Origin of the sequence: Pseudomonas sp. GLN_2, assembly GCF_043106005.1 — a bacterium.
GTDB lineage: Bacteria > Pseudomonadota > Gammaproteobacteria > Pseudomonadales > Pseudomonadaceae > Aquipseudomonas > Aquipseudomonas alloputida.
Genome location: NZ_JBICMC010000105.1, coordinates 36,021 through 54,403, shown reverse-complemented (window position 1 = coordinate 54,403; position 18,383 = coordinate 36,021). Strand labels below are relative to the sequence as shown.

Here is an 18,383-nt window from a genome sequence, read left to right as displayed (position 1 = left end):
TGGCTTAGCGCAGTGAAGTGTCGGTACCGCGGGCGGCGCTCTGTACCTGTGCCCAGACGCGCAGGAAGTTGCCACCCCAAAGCTTGGCGATATCGGCTTCGGAGTAGCCGCGGGTAATGAGTTCGGCCGTTACGTTGCGTGCTTCGCTGGCGTCGTGCCAGCCGTCGATGCCGCCGCCTTCGTTGAAGTCCGAGCTGATGCCTACGTGGTCTATGCCGATCTTGCGCACGGTGTAATCGATGGCATCACCGTAGTCCTTCAGGGTCGCTGGCGGCTCCTGTTCCAGGATTGCATAGAGTTCGTTGGCATATTGCCCGACCTTCTGCTCGGGCCAGCCGGCTATGACCGGGTCGCCAGGCATCAGCGCGTAGTTCAGGTCAGCCAGTGGCGGCAGCGCGTAGCGGGCACGCAAGGCATTGAGCTTTTCCTGGGTCTGCGCGCTGAGCGGCTTGAGGTAGCTGGAGAACGCGACCAGTTGCACGACCCCGCCGCCTTCCTTGATCAATTGCATTTCCTTGTCGGACAGGTTGCGGTTGATATCGACCATGGCCCGTGGTGCCGAGTGCGACGCCACCACCGGAGTACGGCTGAGCTGAATGACCTGGTTCAGCGCCTTGCTGGACATCTGCGAGACATCGATGATCACGCCCAGGTCATTGAGCCGCTGTACGGCGCGCTTGCCGATGGGGGACAGACCCTCGAGCGCATCGACAGTGTCATTGAAGAACGGCAAGGGGCGAGACGAGTCGGCCCAGCTGTTGTTGCCGACGTAGCTGAAGCCGAACATGCGCACCCCGCGCGCCGCCCAGCGGTCGAGCTGGTCGATATCGTCCCCCAGCGCATACGCATTGAGCATGCTCAGGAACACCGCGAACTTGCCTTCGCCGTGCAGGCGCCGCATGTCCTGTGGGGTGTAGGCGATGGCGACGCGTTCGGGGAAGTCGCGCACCATTGCGGTGATGGCGTTGTAGCGCACTTCCTGGGTGTGGCGGGCGGCCTCGACGAAGCCTGGTGTGGGGCGATGCGGGCTGTTTGCGCCCGTCCAGGATTCGGGCCAGGCAAAGATGGTCAGCGCCGCGCCAGACAACCGCCCTTGGGCAGCCTTGGCCAGGTCGAAGCGGCCCGGCCCGTCCTTGTCGGCTTCGCTGCCTTCGTTGCCGAAGTCCAGCGGCAAGGTGATATGGCTGTCGAACGAGATGATCCGTTCCTGCAAGTCGTTGGCTTGACGAACGACTTCCCGGGCGTAGCCGCCAGGGGCCGCGAAATGGTACCAGGCAGCCAGACCGGCACCCGCGGCGACTGCCGCAGCCAGGCTGATGTACAGGGCTTTTTTCCAGCGTGGTGTCGTCATCTTGGTCTCGGTAGGTTCGCCGTCGAAGGAGGGCACAGAGGCCGTCGCTACCTGGGGTGAACGAGTCGACGCGGAGGAAATTTAGCCGCCCCGGCCGCGGCGTTAAATTTCAGTGCAGGTACAACGTTCTAGCCTTGGACGGGCCGTGCTCCATGGCCGCAATGAAGGCGCAGGTAGTTGCAATGACGATTTCTCGACGCGGGTTCATCGCTGCTGTGGCATTGACGGGCGTAGCGGTACCCGGAGCGCTGTATATGCAGCGCCAGCGGGATGCCGAGGCGTTTCCGGAAACGCCTGGCGAGGCTGTTGTCGAGTTGGCCGATACCCGCCTGCAGCAGCTGGGCGACACCCTGCGGGGCATCTGGCGCTGGACTGCACATGGCAAGGATGCCCAACTGCTGGGTTTGCCCGACGGGGAGCTGGAATTGTTTCTGGATGTCGCCAGCAATGGCCGGGGGCTGCGAGGTTACCTGGACACCGCCGAACGCCTGCGCAGTGAGCAGGAACCCCGTTATCGGGTCATGGGTGACTTGCTGACGGACAAGCCCGGGACGTTGCGCTGGCGGCTGTTTTCAACCGAGCCCGGTGCAGGGCAGGCGCGCTATGAATGCCATGTGGTGCTCGATGAGGTCTGGGGTGCCTATGGCAATGCCGGGCCGGCAACGCTCAATGGTCGTATCTCGGCCCTGGACCGCGCCCTGTCTCTGCCTATTCTGGACAACGGCTTCCTGGCCTTGAAGCGGCCTTTCCCGGAGGCTCGCGAACGTACGCCGCTGTCGCCACAGCTGCTGGCTTGGCTCATTTCGCCGGAGCATCGGCTGTTCCACCAGCTATGGCACGCATCGCGGGACAAGTGGCACAAGCTGGAAGAGGACAAGCAATCCGCCCTGCGTGGCTTGGGCTGGCAACCCGGGCCGCGTGGCCAGGAGCGTGATGCGCGTGGCCGGCACAAGGATCGCAACGGTTCCGGAGAGGACTTCCTGTTCATGCACCGGCACATGCTCGGCAGTGCCAGGGCCCTGCAGGAACTGCCTTCGTGGACGCGGTTCCCGCTGCCTCAGCCGGAGCTCGAGCGTGACCGCATCGGTTTCGCCCGTTACTTCGACAACCACGACGGCAATGCCTTGCCACCGACCTGGCTGGCCCATGACGACCAGGAGTACACCCAGTGGGTACGCGACATCAAAAGCCCGGATACCTTCCACGGCAACTTTCAGGTCTGGGAGTCGCGCTACAGTGATCCGGAATACCTGAGCAAGCTGACCTTGGGGCAGTTCGGCTCAGAACTGGAGCTGGGCCTGCATGACTGGTTGCACATGCGTTGGGCGGCGGTGCCGCGCGACCCGTCCAACGGTATGCCGGTGCCTGCTGCACGTACCCCGGGTGATTTCGCTGAGCGCTGGTTCGAAGCACGCAACGATTTTCTCGGCGACCCCTTCTCGTCACATGTAAACCCGGTGTTCTGGCATTTTCATGGCTGGATCGACGACCGAGTCGACGATTGGTTTCGAGCCCATGAGCGGGTCCACCCGGGTGAGATCCGCCGCTTGCAGGTGAACGGCGTGCCCTGGTTCGCACCCGGGCGTTGGGTGGCGGTGGCTGACCCGTGGCTGGGTCCCGATACCCATGGCTGTTCGACGGTGCCGGGCTTGCGGCCCGGTCGAAGCGTCGAAATGGACCCGGAAACCATGAAGCTGGCGTTGCGCATCATTTATGGCAACGAAGACCTCTTTGCCCGGCTGCAACCACGGGTGCCGCAGCGCCCCTGGTATGCCCGCAATCTCAAGGTTGTGCGGGCGTCGGGCTGACGGTGAGCACAGCGCAGGTGTACGTTGCTGAGAATCATTATATTTTGTAAGATCGCACGCTGATATCACTCAGTTCTGCATCTGCCCCAGCGTGGGTGTGCAGACGATTCCAGGTGTGTTTGTGGAACGTTACTATCGTGAGTTGGTGAGTTTCCTGTCTGCGCGCTTGGGTAACCGTCAGGCGGCAGAGGATGTTGCCCACGATGCCTACCTGCGGGTACTGGAGCGAACGGACAACGGGCAGATCGAGCATCCGCGCGCATTCCTGTACCGTATCGCCCTGAACCTGGTGATCGACCGTCATCGTCGCCATCTGGTGCGTCAGGCCGAACCGCTTGAGATACTCGACAGTGATGAGGGCGGGCATGTGCCGGCGCTGGCGCAGGAACTGCAGCTCAACCAACGCCTGGCCCTCATGCAGCGGGCACTTGACGAACTGACCGGCCCCTGCCGCGAATGCTTCCTGCTGCGCAAGATCGAAGGCCTTTCACATCTGCAGATCGCCGAGCGGCTGGGCATCTCCCGCAGCCTGGTGGAAAAGCACATCGTCAATGCCATGAAGCACTGCCGGGTGCGCATGCGGCAATGGGAATCCTGATTGCCAGGTTAAAGGCAAATGCAAATTCCGTCAGTCAATCACTTGATTTATGCGGCTTTCCCGACTTCTATCAAAGAAGACCGTTGCCGGGCATGGCCTTGGCATTAGCCGTTACTGGCGCAGTAGGGTCATGGAGCGTGCCCATTTTCCAATGGCCCAGGTCCGACCATGGTAAACAAGACCCTGCGCATTCTCATCGCCGATACACACCCGTGCCAGCGCCTGCAGCTGGAGCGGTTGCTCAATGGTTTGGGCTATTACCGGATAGCCCCAGTGGCCAGCTTCGAGGAGCTGCAGCGCCTGGTGCAGTGCGCCTTGCAGCCCTTTCACCTGTTGCTGGGCAATATCGAGCTGGCCAGCCATTGTGGCGTCGATCTAGAGCGCTTCTGCCGTGTCAGCACACAGATCCAGCATGCCCTGCTTTACCATTCCAGCCAGTTGAAAGTGCCAGCAGTGCCGCAGGCCGAGCGCCAGGCGGTCAGCCTGAGCCTGCCTCAGGCGCCCGATAACGAGGCGCTGGAGACGTTCATGGCAATCATCGACGCACCGATGGTGGTCGGCAGGCTACCGCTGCCGGGCACCCTGCCGGCCAGTACAGCGCGGCCACGGCCGCGAGCCAACTTTGCGCATACGGTGTTCAACCGCTAGCGGTACCACCGGCGGGGCAATCGGGCAGCTATTTGTTATGCTCTTGCCCTTTGCCGATCTGCGGACCCTGCCATGACTGCCATCGATACCGCTCGCCCGCCCCGGTTCAGCCGCGGCGACCATCGGACCCTGGGCCTGGCGGCGCTGGGTGGCGCGCTGGAAATCTACGACTTCATCATTTTCGTGTTCTTCGCGCTGACCCTCAGCCAGCTGTTCTTCCCGCCCGAGATGCCCGAATGGCTGCGCTTGCTGCAAAGCTTCGGAATCTTCGTCACCGGCTATCTGGCGCGGCCGCTGGGCGGCATCCTGATGGCGCACTTCGCCGACCACCTGGGGCGCAAGCGGGTATTCAGCCTGAGCATCCTGATGATGGCCCTGCCGTGTCTGCTGATCGGGGTGATGCCGACCTATGCCGACATCGGCTATGCCGCCCCGCTGATCCTGTTGGCCTTGCGCATCCTCCAGGGGGCTGCCGTAGGCGGTGAAGTGCCAAGCGCCTGGACGTTCGTTGCCGAGCACGCGCCCAACGGGCGGCGCGGTTATGCCCTGGGCTTTCTGCAGGCCGGGCTGACTTTCGGCTACCTGCTGGGGGCGCTGACCGCCACCTTGCTGGCGCAACTGTTCACCCCGCAGGAAATCCTCGATTACGCCTGGCGCTACCCGTTCCTGTTGGGTGGGGTGTTCGGTGTGGTGGGTGTGTGGCTGCGCCGCTGGCTCAGTGAAACACCGGTGTTCCTCGCCCTGCGCGCGCGCCAGGAGCAACCTGTGAGTTTTCCGCTGCGGCGAGTGCTGGGTGAACACCGCCGGGCATTGATCCCTGCTGCGTTGCTGACCTGTGTGCTGACCTCGGCGGTGGTGGTGCTGGTGGTGATCACGCCGACGGTGATGCAGCAGCGTTTCGGCATGACTGCCGGGCATACCTTCGCCCTGAGCAGTGTGGGCATCGTCTTCCTCAACATGGGCTGCGTGCTGGCCGGGCTGCTGGTCGACCGTGTGGGTGCCTGGCGCGCGCTGATGCTGTATAGCCTGTTGCTGCCGCTGGGTATTGGCGCGTTGTACGCCAGCCTGGTGGGGCAGTGGGGCATGACCTGGCTGGCCTATGCGCTGGCGGGGTTGAGCTGTGGCGTGGTGGGGGTGGTGCCCTCGGTGATGGTGGGGCTGTTCCCGGCGCAGATCCGCGTATCGGGCATTTCCTTCACCTACAACGTGGCCTACGCAGTGTGGGCCAGTACCACGCCGCTGGCACTGATTGCGCTGATGCCGTGGAGCCCATGGGTGTGTGTCGGGTTTTGTCTGATCATGGGCGCGGTGGGGCTGCTGACGGCCTTGTATTTCGGGCGTCGTGAGCCATTGGTGTTTGCGGCGGAGCCGATGCCGGTCATGTGTGGCGACAAATGAGCCGGTAACGGCTGCGGGGCATTGGGGCAGACTTCCAGGTGGGGGCTATTGGAATAACCTATTAGCCAAATTTAACCTGGAAGGTTAATTTCTCATGGAAAAGAGAATGCCTCATTGCCCGCTGGAGCGGGTAAAAGCCCTGGCTGCGGCAAGGCGAATCCGCCCTACGGGTGCTGCATTGAAAGGCGCCAAGGCGCTGGGAATGGATTTTCCGGGCATGCTTGAGGTGATCACCAGCTTGAAGCGCACTGATTTCTACAAGAGCATGACCAGCCATATTGACCACCGGGTTTGGCAGGATGTGTATCGCCCGCTTACAGCAATTGGGTACGTTTATTTGAAATTGTCCGTGGTAGACGACGTGCTCATCGTGTCTTTCAAGGAGTTGTAACCATGAGATGTCCAATATGCGGCGGCTCGGAGCTTGCACCTGACATTCAGGGCATGCCCTATAGCTACAAAGGCGAGATGACAGTGATCCCTGAGGTAAGTGGCGATTACTGCTCCGCATGTGGTGAATGTGTACTGAGTCATGATGAAGCCATGCGCGTCAGTCACTTGATGACGGCATTCGAGCGCCAGGTCAACGCAAATGTTGTGGATCCTTCCTTTATTGCCTCCATACGCAGAAAGTTCGACCTCGACCAGCGTGAAGCGGGGGAAATTTTCGGTGGTGGGGTCAATGCGTTCTCCCGTTATGAAAACGGCAAGACCACCCCGCCAGTGGCGTTGGTGAAACTGCTCAAGCTGCTGGATCGCCATCCAGAACTCTTTGAGGAAGTGCGTACTGCCTGATAATGGCAGCCAACAAAAAGCCCCCGGCTCATGAGAACCGGGGGCTTTTTGTTGCCGCAAGGGCAGGGGCCTTACATGTTCGGGTAGTTCGGCCCGCCAGCGCCTTCAGGGGTGACCCAGGTGATGTTCTGGGCCGGGTCCTTGATGTCGCAGGTCTTGCAGTGCACGCAGTTCTGCGCGTTGATCTGGAAACGCTTGTTGCCGTCTTCCTGGGTGACCACTTCGTACACGCCTGCCGGGCAGTAGCGCTGGGCAGGCTCGTCGTACAGCGGCAGGTTGCTGGCGATCGGTACGTTCGGATCGGTCAGCTTCAGGTGGCAGGGTTGTTCCTCTTCGTGGTTGGTGCTGGAGAGGAATACCGAGCTGAGCTTGTCGAAGCTGAGCTTGCCGTCCGGTTTCGGGTAGTCGATCTTTTTCGAGTCGGCGGCCAGCTTGAGGCAGGCATAGTCCGGCTTGGTGTCGTGCAGGGTGAACGGCAGCTTGCCACCGAACCAGTTCTGGTCGACATAGTTGAACGCCGCGCCCAGCAGCGGGCCGAACTTGTGCATGGCCGGGCCGAAGTTGCGGCTGGCGAACAGTTCTTCGTACAGCCAGCTTGCCTTGAAGGCGCTGACATAGCTGTTCAACTGATCACCGCCTTCGCTACCGGCGATCAATGCGTCGGCCACTGCTTCGGCAGCAAGCATGCCGGACTTCATCGCGGTGTGGCTGCCCTTGATCTTGGCCACGTTCATGGTGCCCAGGTCGCAACCGATCAGCGCGCCACCTTTGAAGGCCATTTTCGGCAGCGAGTTGATGCCGCCCTTGGCCAAGGCGCGGGCGCCGTAGCTGATGCGCTTGCCGCCTTCGAGGTATTGGCTGATCACCGGGTGGTGCTTGAGGCGCTGGAATTCGTCGAACGGCGACAGGTAGGGGTTGGCGTAGGACAGGTCGACGATCAGGCCGACCACCACCTGGTTGTTTTCCAGGTGATAGAGGAACGAGCCACCGGTGTTTTCCTTGGCCACCACGTCCAGCGGCCAGCCGGCGGTGTGCACCACCAGGCCCTGTTCGTGCTTGGCCGGGTCGATTTCCCAGATTTCCTTCAGACCGATGCCGTAGTGCTGGACGTCGGACTCGCTGTCGAGGTTGAAGCGCTTGATCAGCTGCTTGCCAATATGGCCACGGCAGCCTTCGGCGAACAGGGTGTACTTGGCGCGCAGCTCCATGCCCGGGGTGTACAGGCCGTCCTTGGGGTTGCCTTCACGGTCGACACCGAGGTCGCCGGTAACGATTCCGCGGACCACGCCGTCGTCGTCGAACAGCGCTTCCTGGGCGGCGAAGCCCGGGTAGATCTCTACACCGAGGTTTTCGGCCTGCTGGGCCAGCCAGCGGCACAGGTTGCCCAGCGAGATGATGTAGTTGCCATGGTTGTGCATGGTCTTGGGCACGAACAGGTCAGGCACCTTGGTCGCGCTGCCGGCATCCTTGAGCACGTAAATGTCGTCGCGCTTCACTTCGGTGTTCAGCGGTGCGCCGAGTGCTTTCCAGTCGGGGAACAGCTCGTTCAGGGCGCGGGGCTCGAACACTGCGCCAGAGAGGATGTGGGCGCCGACTTCAGAGCCTTTCTCCACCACGCAGACGCTGATTTCGCTACCGGCTTCGGCGGCCTTCTGCTTCAGGCGGCAGGCGGCGGACAGGCCCGCCGGGCCGGCGCCGACGATGACCACGTCGAATTCCATGTATTCGCGTTCCACTGGTTCTCTCCTACTCATCAAGGCTCGTGCTGTTGCTTTGTCTTATGGGTGCGGGGCATTCGCAGCGGTTCTACGCAACGGCGGAACTGTAGCTGGGCAAATGACGGACTACACCGTTTTGTCTTGGCCGCGCATTATATCTACACCACTTGGCGGGTCCAATACAAACGTTTGTTTGAATTTGCCGCAGGCCAGTAAAATCACAGGAACGCGGCTGGAGGGTGACCGATTTGCCGTATTGACCGGAATGGGTGTTACGGTCAAGATACGAGCGGTTTTACGTTCGCCGTAGGCTTGCAGCCGGGCGCAGGTACACCTCTAAAGACCAGGTGTGGAGCAGGGTTTTGCGGGCTTAGGCCGGTTTGTAGTGGAGTTTACACGCCACGACAGGAAATGACCCGTGAGGATTTGTCGCAAGAGTCCGAACAAGACTGTTTGGTCACTGTGAAGTTGCTGCCTCCCGATACGTCTTTAGAGGTGCCCTTGTACCCACGCGCATCGCAGGGCTCTGCCCCAGGCGACTATCTATTCACCGGAGAGTAACGAGGAATCCATGAAGGTTCTTGTAGCTGTCAAACGAGTGGTCGACTACAACGTCAAGGTTCGCGTCAAAGCGGACAACTCCGGCGTCGACCTTGCTAACGTCAAGATGTCCATGAACCCCTTCTGCGAAATCGCCGTCGAAGAAGCCGTGCGCCTGAAGGAAAAAGGCGTTGCGACCGAGATCGTCGTCGTTTCCGTCGGCCCGACCACTGCCCAGGAGCAACTGCGTACCGCCCTGGCCCTGGGTGCCGACCGTGCCATCCTGGTAGAAGCCGCTGACGAACTGAACTCCCTGGCCGTGGCCAAGGCGCTGAAGGCCGTTGTCGACAAGGAGCAGCCGCAGCTGGTCATCCTCGGCAAGCAGGCCATCGACAGTGACAACAACCAGACCGGCCAGATGCTGGCCGCGCTGACTGGCTTCGCCCAGGGCACCTTCGCTTCCAAGGTCGAAGTCGCTGGCGACAAGCTGAATGTCACCCGTGAAATCGATGGCGGCCTGCAGACCGTTGCGCTGAACCTGCCCGCGATCGTCACCACCGACCTGCGCCTGAACGAGCCACGCTACGCGTCGCTGCCGAACATCATGAAGGCCAAGAAGAAGCCGCTGGAGACTGTTACTCCAGACGCACTGGGCGTTTCCCTCGCCTCCACCAACAAGACCGTGAAGGTTGAAGCCCCGGCTGCCCGCAGCGCGGGCATCAAGGTCAAATCGGTGGCCGAACTGGTCGAGAAGCTGAAGAACGAAGCGAAGGTAATCTAAATGACTATCCTGGTTGTCGCTGAATACGAGGCCGGCGCCGTAGCCCCGGCCACCCTGAACACTGTCGCTGCAGCCGCCAAGATCGGTGGTGATGTGCACGTCCTGGTCGCTGGCCAGAACGTCGGTGGCGTTGCCGAATCCGCTGCCAAGATCGCCGGCGTTGCCAAGGTGCTGGTGGCTGATAACGCCGCCTACGCCCACGTCCTGCCGGAAAACGTCGCGCCGCTGATCGTCGAGCTGGCCAAGGGTTACAGCCATGTGCTGGCCCCGGCTACCACCAACGGCAAGAACATCCTGCCACGTGTTGCCGCGCTGCTGGACGTGGACCAGATCTCCGAGATCATCTCGGTCGAGTCCGCCGACACCTTCAAGCGCCCGATCTATGCGGGTAACGCCATTGCCACCGTGCAATCGAGCGCGGCCATCAAGGTGATCACCGTGCGTACCACCGGCTTCGACGCCGTGCCCGCCGAAGGTGGCTCGGCTGCCGTCGAGGCTGTTGGCGCTGCGCACAACGCCGGCATTTCGGCTTTCGTTGGCGAAGAGCTGGCCAAGTCCGACCGCCCAGAGCTGACCGCTGCCAAGATCGTCGTTTCCGGCGGCCGTGGCATGGGTAACGGTGACAACTTCAAGCACCTGTACAGCCTGGCCGACAAGCTCGGCGCCGCTGTCGGTGCTTCGCGCGCCGCGGTCGACGCAGGCTTTGTGCCGAACGACATGCAGGTCGGCCAGACCGGCAAGATCGTTGCGCCACAGCTGTACATCGCCGTCGGTATCTCCGGCGCGATCCAGCACCTGGCCGGCATGAAAGACTCCAAAGTGATCGTGGCGATCAACAAGGATGAAGAAGCGCCGATCTTCCAGGTGGCTGATTACGGCCTGGTTGCTGACCTGTTCGAAGCGGTGCCGGAGCTGGAAAAGCTGGTCTGATCCGCCTGCTTCACTTATAAAGAACCCGGCCCTCGTTTTGAGGGTCGGGTTTTTTTATGGCTTGAGGGGTGAGGGATGACGTTGCGCGGAACGGGCAGGGTGCTGGCATGTGTGGCGCTGTTGGTGTCACCACTGGCCATGGCCGCAGGCAAGTGCGAGCGCCTGGTGGCGACCGGCAGCCCTGATGCGCCGCCCTATTCGTGGCAGGACCCGAAAGACCCGAAGCACCTGATCGGCGCCAACGTTGACCTGTTGCGCCAGGTGGCGGAAGAGCTGGGTGTGAAGGTCGAGGTGCTGAGTGCCGGTCGCCGTGATCAGGCGCTGGAAGAGGTGCGCAGCGGGCGCATGGACCTGCTGCTCGACACCCCCATGCAGGTGGAGCAACTGACCGCGCTGGACTACATCCATCCGCCGTTGCAGCTCAATGAGTACCTGGTGTGGACCCGCCATGATGCAGCGGTGACCTTTGATGGCCCGGCCGATCTGGCCAGGTACCAGGGCAGTTTGTCCGAGCGTGCGCGCCTGACCCCGGCCTTTACTGCGTTCGCCAAGGCCCAGCTCAAGCTGGTGCCGGCGCAGAACCTGACCCAGGCGTTCCAGAAACTGGTACTCGGCCAGGTGGATTATGTGCTGGCTGGCCGTTACTCCGGTATGGCCATGGCCCAGAGCCTGGGTATGAGCAATGACCTGATAGCCCGCGGCTTGCCGGTGGACAGGCCGGGCCTGTACCTGGCGCTGTCGCACAACTCGGCGTGCAATGACAGCTGGTTGCGTGGGCAATTGGCAAAAAAACTGACAGAATTGCCGATCTCTGGTGCATCCGAAGCTGTGCTGCAACGTAATGTCGAGCGCTGGAAAGCGCAGTTGCACGTGCCTGCGGACGCCCCCAAACACTAGGAAGATTGCGTGAGAACCCAACCACTAATCCTCGCCCTGGCCGTGCTCGGCTTGGCTGGCTGCGCCAATGATCCGGCCCCTGACGAGCAGATGCGCATTTCCGAACAGGCTCTGGACCAGGCCAAGGCCGTCGGCGCCACTGAGCAGGTAGAAACGCTGAAACTGGCTGAAGACAAGCTGGCCCGCGCCAAGGCCAACATGCTTACCCAGGACTATCGCGATGCGCGCATGCGCGCCGAGCAAGCCGAGCTGGATGCGCGCCTGGCCGAGGCCCAGGTGCTGAACCAGAAGAGCGAAGAGCAGCTGCAGGTGCTGCAGTCGCGGGTCAAGCGCTTGCGCAAGCAACTGGAGGTGCAGCCATGATCCGTCGTACGCCTTTGGCTGCACTGGCATTGTTGGCGCTGACGGCAGGATTGCAAGGTTGCGCCAGCCAGCGCAGCAGTGCCGCGCTGGATGAGGCCACCGTCGCCTTCCAGGGGGTCAAAGATGATTCCGATGTGCTGCGCAGCGCGCCGCGTGACGTGATTCGGGCGGGTGAATCGCTGGCTCGCGCCGAGCGCCTGTCCAGTTACATCGGCACCGGTTCTGATGTGCGGCATTATGCTTACCTCAGCCAGCGCTACAGCGAGATTGCCCGCGAGCATGCCAAGCTGGCGCTGAACCAGGAGCGCCAGGCCAAGCTCGACCTGGAGCGCCAGCGCCTGCAGTTGGCCTTGCGTGAGGCCAAGCTGGCCAGCGTGCAGCAGCAGGGCAAGTGGGTCGAGTCGCAGATTGCCGCGTTGGCGTCGGAGCAGGCCGATCGTGGCTTGGTGATGACCTTGGGCGATGTGCTGTTCGATACCGGCAGTGCCGACCTGAAGAACTCGGCCAGCCGTACTGTGCTCAAGCTGGTGCAGTTCCTGCAGCTCAACCCGCGCCGGGTAGTGCGTATCGAGGGCTATACCGACAGTACTGGCACGGGCGAGGAGAATCTCAAGCTGTCGCGCGACCGGGCGCAGTCCGTGGCCGACATGCTTGTGGACCTGGGCATCGATGAAAAGCGCCTGCAGGTTGAGGGCTATGGCGACCAGTACCCGATCGAGGCCAATGCTTCGGAGCGGGGCAGGGCGCAGAACCGTCGAGTGGAGATCGTATTCTCCGATGACAAGGGTCGGCTCGCGCCAGCGCGCTGAGTCTTGTCGAAACGGGCCGCTTTGCGGCCCGTTTTATGTCGGTTTAATCGTTTCGATAGCGGTCACGCTGTTGTATTGTCGACTATGTTGCAATCTGTCCCAGTACACTTTGCAACTGTTACGGTATTCTCTACCGTCAGTGACCCGTACAAGAATAACGAGCATGTCGACATGACCAACCTGCTGCTGTACCAGCGTATCGCCCAGCAACTGGCCGATGATATCCGTCGCGGTGTCTACCAGCCAGGCGAGCGGGTACCCTCCGTGCGCAAGATGAGCGCCCAGCTCAACGTCAGCCATGCCACGGTGTTGCAGGCCTATGCCAATCTTGAGGACCAAGGGCTTATCCGGGCGCGGCCGCAGTCTGGCTATTACGTGCACCAGACCCCTGCCTTGACCGCGCAAACCCCGGACATCGCCCGGGTGGAACGCCCCGGCCTGGTCACGCGCGCCAGCATCATCCAGCAGGTGCTGACTGAGGCGCGCCGCGATGGTGTGTTCCCGTTTGGCGCTGCAGTGCCGCATGTCGACTACCTGCCAGTGCGCGCCCTGCATCAGCAAATCGCCAAGGTGACGCGCTTCCACAGCCCGCGCGCCTTCAGCTACATGTTCAGCCCCGGTTTCGAGCCGCTGCGCCGACAGATTGCCATACGCATGCGCGATGCCGGCGTGCTGGTCGACCCGCGCGAAGTGATCGTGACCCATGGGTGTGTCGATGCCCTGCAGATGTCGCTGCGGGTGCTCACCCGCCCAGGTGACCTGATCGCCGCCGAGTCGCCGACCTATTACGGCTTGCTGCAGCTGGCTGACCTGCTGGGTTTGAAAGTGATCGAAATCCCCAGTGACCCGTCCACCGGTATCAGCCTCGAAGCCTTGCAACTGGCGGCTAACCAATGGTCGATCAAGGCGCTGGTGCTCACTGCGCGCTTGAGCAACCCGCTGGGCGGCACCGTTCCCGAAGAGCGGCAAAAGCAATTGCTGCGCCTGGCCTCGGACTTCGATATCCAGATCATCGAGGATGACATCTACGGTGAGCTGATGTTCGAGCAGGGCAAGACCAAGGCGCTGAAGGCGTTCGACCGGCTGGACCGGGTGATCTACTGTTCGAGCTTCTCCAAGACCCTGTCCCCTGGGGTGCGGGTGGGCTGGATGATCGCCGGGCGTTACCAGGACGAGATTCAGCGCCTGCAGACGTTTACCACCCACTCGGCCTGTAGCGTGACGCAGATGGGCGTGGCAGCCTACCTGGAGAATGGCGGCTACGATCGGCATCTGCGCTACATACGCCAGGAATATCGCAAGAACCTCAGTGCCTATCAGCTGGCAGTGCAGCAGCACTTCCCCGAGGGTACCCAGATGACCCGGCCGACAGGCGGCTTCATTCTCTGGGTGAGCCTGCCGGGTCGGGTCAATACCCAGGAGCTGCATGTGCGTGCGCTGGAGCAGGGCATCAGCATTGCGCCAGGACTGATATTCAGTAACACAGAGCAGTTCAACCACTGTGTCCGACTCAACTGCGGCATTCCTTGGAATAAGGAGGCCGAGCGGGCTGTGATTACGCTCGGTTTGCTGGCGCAGCAGTTGTGCAGGGAGACTGCGGTTACGCTTTTGTAAGGCTTGCAAGCTGCCTGTGGAACAGGGAGCATACGCATTTTTCCTGCCAGTCTGTCCATTTGCCATGAACGTTTTGCGCTGCTTTGTTCTGATCGTGTGCCTTTTGCCGTTTTGCTGCCCGGTCGCCCCTGCCTTGGCTGCGCAGCCGGCAAGCGAGGTTCAGGCGGCTCAGGGCAAGCACGTGCCAAAAAAGGCGACAGCCAAGCCCGCGCACAAGCCGGTCAGCAAAGCGGTTGCCAAGCCATTGCCCAAGACAGGGCTGGACCTTAGCTTGCCCGTCGAGATGGTCAACAACCTTGAGCCGAATGTGGGCACGCTTTCCCCAATCCAGCGGCGCAAACCTTTGTTGCCGCCCATGTTCACAGAAAAGCCAGAGACCAATGACAGCCCGTTCCAGCTCAATGGCCGGCTGATCAACAACGAAATGCAGCTGCAACTGCGCAATGATAGCCGTCGTGAGGTGGAGGGCGCTGCCATCGATTTCGAGTATCGCCAATAGGTGAGTACTGACTGCTGGGTCACAGCAGATTTCATCGTGCCAGCAATTTCAAACGACTGTTTGAGCGGTTACTATCCAGGGGCGTTCGTCCCGTTTTGTTCCAGGGAGTCCTGATTTTGGTGAATAGCCATGCAATGCCGTGAGGGCTGTGGTGCCTGCTGCATCGCCCCGTCCATCACTTCTGCGATGCCGCGAATGCCCAATGGCAAGCCGGCGGGTGAGCGCTGCCTGCACCTGACTGCGGCCAACCTTTGCGACCTGTTTGGCAAGCCTGAGCGGCCGGCGGTGTGCGGTGGTTTCAAGGCAGATGTCGAGGTGTGCGGCAGTGATCGTGACGAGGCAATCAGGATTCTTGGCTGGTGGGAGCAGATGACGGCGGCGTGACAGGCTGGATCTTCGACAACAAGGATAAACATGATGAGATCGTTCAAGCGTATTGCACTGCTGTGTGGCGTGGGTGTTCTGCTGTCGCCTGTGGCCTGGGCTGAGAACTGGCAGGTGGCCAAGGACGAGGACGGGATCAAGGTATCCCTCAGCGAAGTGGCCGGTTCCAAGTACAAGGCCTATCAGGGTGTTACCGTGATCAAGGCGCCGTTGGCCAAGGTGCAGGCGCTGCAGGAAGACGTGGCCGGTGCCTGTGCGTGGATTCACGAATGCAAGTCGCAGAAGCTGCTCAAGCACGAGGGCGACCAAAGCTGGACCTACACCCAGTTCAACACGCCTTGGCCGGTGACCCCGCGTGATTCCGTGCTGCATATCACCACGGTGAAGGGGGCTGATGGCAGCCTGACCCGTAACTTGGTCGAAGAGCCGACCTATGTCCCGGAAGAGAAGGGCTTTGTGCGGGTGGCAAAGGTCCAGGGCTTCTGGAAGCTGGTGCCCAAGGGCGACAGCACCGAAGTGACTTACCAGGTGCACACCGAGCCGGGTGGCAGCGTGCCGGCGATGGTGGCCAACAAGTTCGTGGTGGATGCGCCGTTCAATACCCTGAAAGGGCTGCGCGAGCGGGCTGAGAAAAACTGAGGTTTAACGCGGCGCGCGGTCTCTGTGGGAGCGGCCTTGCGTCGCGAATGGGGCGCGCAGCGGCCCCCAAATCTTAGGCTACCGCAATACTGCGTAGGCTGCTTTGCAGCCCTTTCGCGATGCAAGGCCGCCCCCGCAAAGATCGAACTGCTAACGGCAGGATTTACAATAAAAAAGGCTGCCCGAGGGCAGCCTTTTTGCGTTCGGCGATCAACGCTTACTTGCGGTCTTTCAGAGCAACGATGTCGCGCTTCTGCTCGCCGGTGTACAGCTGGCGCGGACGGCCGATCTTGTACGGGCTGGAGAGCATTTCTTTCCAGTGCGAGATCCAGCCCACGGTGCGTGCCAGGGCGAAGATCACGGTGAACATGCTGGTCGGAATGCCGATCGCCTTGAGGATGATCCCCGAGTAGAAGTCGACGTTCGGGTACAGCGAACGCTCGATGAAGTAAGGATCGGTCAGGGCGATCTCTTCCAGGCGCATGGCCAGTTCCAGCTGCGGGTCGTTCTTGATGCCCAGCTCGCGCAGGACTTCGTCGCAGGTCTGCTTCATCACTGTGGCGCGCGGGTCGCGGTTCTTGTACACGCGGTGACCGAAGCCCATCAGCTTGAACGGGTCGTTCTTGTCCTTGGCCTTGGCGATGAATTTGTCGATGTTCGAAACATCGCCGATTTCATCCAGCATGGTCAGTACGGCTTCGTTCGCACCGCCGTGGGCCGGGCCCCACAGTGCGGCGATACCGGCGGCGATACAGGCGAACGGGTTGGCACCCGACGAGCCGGCCAGACGAACGGTGGAGGTGGAGGCGTTCTGCTCGTGGTCGGCGTGGAGGATGAAGATCCGGTCCATTGCCTTGGCCAGTACCGGGCTGATCGGTTTGATCTCGCACGGGGTGTTGAACATCATGTGCAGGAAGTTTTCCGCGTACGACAGGTCGTTGCGCGGATACATCATCGGCTGGCCCATGGAGTACTTGTAAACCATCGCAGCCAGGGTCGGCATCTTGGCGACCAGGCGCACCGCGGAGATTTCGCGGTGTTGCGGGTTATTGATGTCCAGGGAGTCGTGATAGAACGCCGACAGGGCGCCGACTACGCCGCACATCACCGCCATCGGGTGAGCGTCGCGGCGGAAGCCGTTGAAGAAGGACTTCAGCTGCTCGTGAACCATGGTGTGGTTCTTGACGGTGCTGACGAACTGGGCCTTCTGCTCGGCATTCGGCAGTTCGCCGTTGAGCAGCAGGTAGCAGGTTTCGAGGTAGTCGGACTGTTCGGCGAGTTGCTCGATCGGGTAGCCGCGGTGCAGCAGGATACCTTTGTCGCCGTCAATATAGGTGATCTTCGACTCGCACGAGGCAGTCGCCATGAAACCTGGGTCGAAGGTGAAGTGACCAGTGGCCCCTAACCCGCGGACGTCGATTACATCAGGACCAACGGTGCCGGTTAAAATGGGCAGCTCGACGGGGGCAGCGCCCTCGATGACCAACTGCGCTTTTTTGTCAGCCATGTGGCCTCCTATTAATGCTTGAAATCATCAGACAGGCCCCCCACGCAGGGCCCGCACCACTATAGAGGGATAAATTCAGATGTCAATTTGCCTAAAGGCTTGTTGAATCAGGCATTCAAGCCTGATTTTTCCCGAAATTCTCGCCCATTTACGCCTTTTGTTCATTAAAGGCAATGCGCTATTTGGGCTACCCCGTCACGTTGTCATAAGCAGCCTAACTGTCTATACTCGGCACCCGACCGCCAGGGGCTTGCAAGCCCGAACTGCTGGGGGTCGCCGTTCCCTGGGTGGTGGGTACCTGACCAGTACACTTACCAACAACTTTGCCCTGATTCGCTAGGGGCTCTTCAGTGTGAAAAAAGCCGTGAAAAGCCAACGACCTGTAAACCTAGACCTAAGGACCATCAAGCTCCCCGTCACTGCGTACACGTCCATCCTGCACCGTATCTCCGGCGTCATCCTGTTCATCGGCCTTGCCATCATGCTTTATGCACTGGGCAAGTCGCTGGGTTCCGAGGAAGGCTTCGGTGAGGTGAAGGCGTGTCTGACCAGCCCGCTGGCCAAGTTCGTGACCTGGGGTCTGCTGTCCGCCCTGCTTTATCACCTCGTGGCAGGTGTTCGTCACCTGATCATGGACATGGGTATCGGTGAGACGCTGGAAGGCGGCAAGCTGGGCTCGAAAATCGTGATCGTCATCTCCGTGGTGCTGATCGTTCTGGTGGGAGTTTGGGTATGGTAACCAATGTCACGAACCTGTCGCGTTCGGGCCTCTATGACTGGATGGCGCAGCGCGTTTCTGCGGTCGTTCTCGCGGCTTACTTCCTCTTCCTGATCGGCTACGTGGTCGCCCACCCAGGCATCGACTACACCCAGTGGCATGGTCTGTTCTCCAACAACGCGATGCGGATCTTCAGTCTGCTGGCCCTCGTTGCCCTGGGCGCTCACGCCTGGGTCGGCATGTGGACCATTGCAACCGACTACCTGACGCCTATGTCGTTCGGCAAGTCGGCAACTGCGATTCGTTTCCTGTTCCAGGCGGTATGCGGCGTTGCGATGTTCGCTTACTTCGTCTGGGGTGTGCAGATTCTCTGGGGTATCTGATCC

General features: G+C 61.1%; 20 protein-coding genes. 17 read left to right on the top strand and 3 right to left on the bottom strand.

Annotation, left to right across the window (positions count from 1 at the left end; genetic code table 11):
- Window positions 1–4 precede the first annotated feature (4 nt).
- On the bottom strand, window positions 5–1,351 hold the full coding sequence (locus tag ACF8Q6_RS25955) for a dipeptidase (RefSeq protein ID WP_392489800.1): 1,347 nt from the start codon (window positions 1,349–1,351) through the stop codon (window positions 5–7).
- A 182-nt stretch (window positions 1,352–1,533) separates the two neighbouring features.
- On the opposite strand from ACF8Q6_RS25955, the gene ACF8Q6_RS25950 reads away from it, so the two are divergent.
- From ACF8Q6_RS25950 to ACF8Q6_RS25925, 6 genes are all read left to right on the top strand, one after another.
- On the top strand, window positions 1,534–3,159 hold the full coding sequence (locus tag ACF8Q6_RS25950; protein WP_392489799.1) for a twin-arginine translocation signal domain-containing protein: 1,626 nt from the start codon (window positions 1,534–1,536) through the stop codon (window positions 3,157–3,159).
- 121 nt (window positions 3,160–3,280) lie between these two features.
- Window positions 3,281–3,757: a sigma-70 family RNA polymerase sigma factor gene (locus ACF8Q6_RS25945; RefSeq protein WP_003254241.1), complete on the top strand. Its 477-nt coding sequence runs from the start codon at window positions 3,281–3,283 to the stop codon at window positions 3,755–3,757.
- Window positions 3,758–3,925: 168 nt separating this feature from the next.
- Entirely contained in the window at window positions 3,926–4,405 is a 480-nt protein-coding gene (locus ACF8Q6_RS25940) for a hypothetical protein (RefSeq protein ID WP_012051716.1), read from the top strand.
- Window positions 4,406–4,477: 72 nt separating this feature from the next.
- Window positions 4,478–5,803, top strand: a complete 1,326-nt coding sequence (locus ACF8Q6_RS25935; protein ID WP_004573659.1) for an MFS transporter — start codon at window positions 4,478–4,480, stop codon at window positions 5,801–5,803.
- Between the two features lie 94 nt (window positions 5,804–5,897).
- Complete coding sequence (locus ACF8Q6_RS25930; RefSeq protein ID WP_010954960.1) at window positions 5,898–6,194, top strand: type II toxin-antitoxin system MqsR family toxin; 297 nt, start codon at window positions 5,898–5,900, stop codon at window positions 6,192–6,194.
- Window positions 6,195–6,196: 2 nt separating this feature from the next.
- Window positions 6,197–6,598 carry a type II TA system antitoxin MqsA family protein gene (locus tag ACF8Q6_RS25925; RefSeq protein WP_003254235.1) on the top strand — a complete coding sequence of 134 codons (402 nt, stop codon included), beginning with the start codon at window positions 6,197–6,199 and terminating at the stop codon, window positions 6,596–6,598.
- A 71-nt stretch (window positions 6,599–6,669) separates the two neighbouring features.
- On the opposite strand, the gene ACF8Q6_RS25920 is transcribed toward ACF8Q6_RS25925, so the two are convergent.
- Complete coding sequence (locus ACF8Q6_RS25920) at window positions 6,670–8,352, bottom strand: electron transfer flavoprotein-ubiquinone oxidoreductase (protein ID WP_392489798.1); 1,683 nt, start codon at window positions 8,350–8,352, stop codon at window positions 6,670–6,672.
- Between the two features lie 535 nt (window positions 8,353–8,887).
- On the opposite strand from ACF8Q6_RS25920, the gene ACF8Q6_RS25915 reads away from it, so the two are divergent.
- The 9 genes from ACF8Q6_RS25915 to ACF8Q6_RS25875 all read left to right on the top strand — a co-directional run bounded on the left by ACF8Q6_RS25915 (window position 8,888) and on the right by ACF8Q6_RS25875 (window position 15,772).
- Entirely contained in the window at window positions 8,888–9,637 is a 750-nt protein-coding gene (locus tag ACF8Q6_RS25915) for an electron transfer flavoprotein subunit beta/FixA family protein (RefSeq protein ID WP_003254232.1), read from the top strand.
- A complete protein-coding gene (locus tag ACF8Q6_RS25910) occupies window positions 9,638–10,567 on the top strand; it encodes an electron transfer flavoprotein subunit alpha/FixB family protein (protein ID WP_392489797.1) in 930 nt (309 codons plus the stop codon).
- Window positions 10,568–10,642: 75 nt separating this feature from the next.
- A complete protein-coding gene (locus ACF8Q6_RS25905; protein WP_012051719.1) occupies window positions 10,643–11,464 on the top strand; it encodes an ABC transporter substrate-binding protein in 822 nt (273 codons plus the stop codon).
- A gap of 9 nt (window positions 11,465–11,473) precedes the next feature.
- Complete coding sequence (locus ACF8Q6_RS25900; protein ID WP_003254227.1) at window positions 11,474–11,827, top strand: DUF4398 domain-containing protein; 354 nt, start codon at window positions 11,474–11,476, stop codon at window positions 11,825–11,827.
- A complete protein-coding gene (locus ACF8Q6_RS25895) occupies window positions 11,824–12,636 on the top strand; it encodes an OmpA family protein (RefSeq protein WP_392489796.1) in 813 nt (270 codons plus the stop codon). The genes ACF8Q6_RS25900 and ACF8Q6_RS25895 overlap by 4 nt, the downstream gene beginning before the upstream one ends.
- Window positions 12,637–12,807: 171 nt before the next feature.
- Window positions 12,808–14,250 (top strand): PLP-dependent aminotransferase family protein, encoded by a 1,443-nt coding sequence (locus ACF8Q6_RS25890; RefSeq protein ID WP_003254223.1) that lies wholly within the window; start codon window positions 12,808–12,810, stop codon window positions 14,248–14,250.
- A gap of 64 nt (window positions 14,251–14,314) precedes the next feature.
- Window positions 14,315–14,749: a hypothetical protein gene (locus ACF8Q6_RS25885; RefSeq protein WP_019750834.1), complete on the top strand. Its 435-nt coding sequence runs from the start codon at window positions 14,315–14,317 to the stop codon at window positions 14,747–14,749.
- A gap of 129 nt (window positions 14,750–14,878) precedes the next feature.
- A complete protein-coding gene (locus tag ACF8Q6_RS25880) occupies window positions 14,879–15,133 on the top strand; it encodes a YkgJ family cysteine cluster protein (RefSeq protein WP_019437847.1) in 255 nt (84 codons plus the stop codon).
- 33 nt (window positions 15,134–15,166) lie between these two features.
- On the top strand, window positions 15,167–15,772 hold the full coding sequence (locus tag ACF8Q6_RS25875; protein WP_180690147.1) for an START domain-containing protein: 606 nt from the start codon (window positions 15,167–15,169) through the stop codon (window positions 15,770–15,772).
- Between the two features lie 217 nt (window positions 15,773–15,989).
- Here the strand turns inward: ACF8Q6_RS25875 and gltA are convergent, their stop codons facing one another.
- Window positions 15,990–17,279 (bottom strand): citrate synthase, encoded by a 1,290-nt coding sequence (gene gltA / locus ACF8Q6_RS25870; RefSeq protein WP_003254218.1) that lies wholly within the window; start codon window positions 17,277–17,279, stop codon window positions 15,990–15,992.
- 352 nt (window positions 17,280–17,631) lie between these two features.
- On the opposite strand from gltA, the gene sdhC reads away from it, so the two are divergent.
- Together sdhC and sdhD are read left to right on the top strand one after the other, a co-directional pair.
- The gene (gene sdhC, locus ACF8Q6_RS25865; RefSeq protein WP_008091902.1) at window positions 17,632–18,018 is read left to right on the top strand and encodes a succinate dehydrogenase, cytochrome b556 subunit; all 387 of its coding nucleotides are present in this window, start codon (window positions 17,632–17,634) and stop codon (window positions 18,016–18,018) included.
- Window positions 18,012–18,380 (top strand): succinate dehydrogenase, hydrophobic membrane anchor protein, encoded by a 369-nt coding sequence (gene sdhD, locus ACF8Q6_RS25860; protein WP_003254214.1) that lies wholly within the window; start codon window positions 18,012–18,014, stop codon window positions 18,378–18,380. The genes sdhC and sdhD overlap by 7 nt, the downstream gene beginning before the upstream one ends.
- Window positions 18,381–18,383 lie beyond the last annotated feature (3 nt).